This window comes from Pseudomonas sp. 2822-17, from assembly GCF_002742485.1.
Taxonomy (GTDB): domain Bacteria; phylum Pseudomonadota; class Gammaproteobacteria; order Pseudomonadales; family Pseudomonadaceae; genus Aquipseudomonas; species Aquipseudomonas cyclaminis.
On sequence record NZ_LJRZ01000296.1, the window covers coordinates 1 to 289 of the forward strand.

1 protein-coding gene is annotated in these 289 nt (G+C 39.4%); it reads right to left on the reverse strand.

Going from position 1 to position 289, the window contains the following annotated elements; genetic code table 11:
- Positions 1 to 19: 19 nt before the first annotated feature.
- The coding region (locus AOA60_RS05600) for a transketolase C-terminal domain-containing protein (protein ID WP_305887044.1) at positions 20 to 289 on the reverse strand (270 nt) is incomplete at its 5' end.

Genomic DNA, 289 nt, shown 5'->3' on the forward strand with positions numbered 1-289 from the left:
ACAATACACGCCTTAAAGCTTAAAATTCTGCTAGTTCTTTCATTGCTACTTCTACTTTATCTGGGTTTACCATAAAGTATTTCTCCATCGTAGGAGCGTATGGCATTGCTGGTACATCAGGTCCTGCCAATCGTTTTACAGGGGCATCCAGGTCGAATAAGCAGTGTTCAGCAATAATTGCGGATACTTCGCTCATTATACTACCTTCTTTATTGTCTTCTGTTAACAAGAGTACTTTACCTGTCTTCTTTGCTGCTTCAATAATCGCTTCTTTATCTAGTGGATAGAC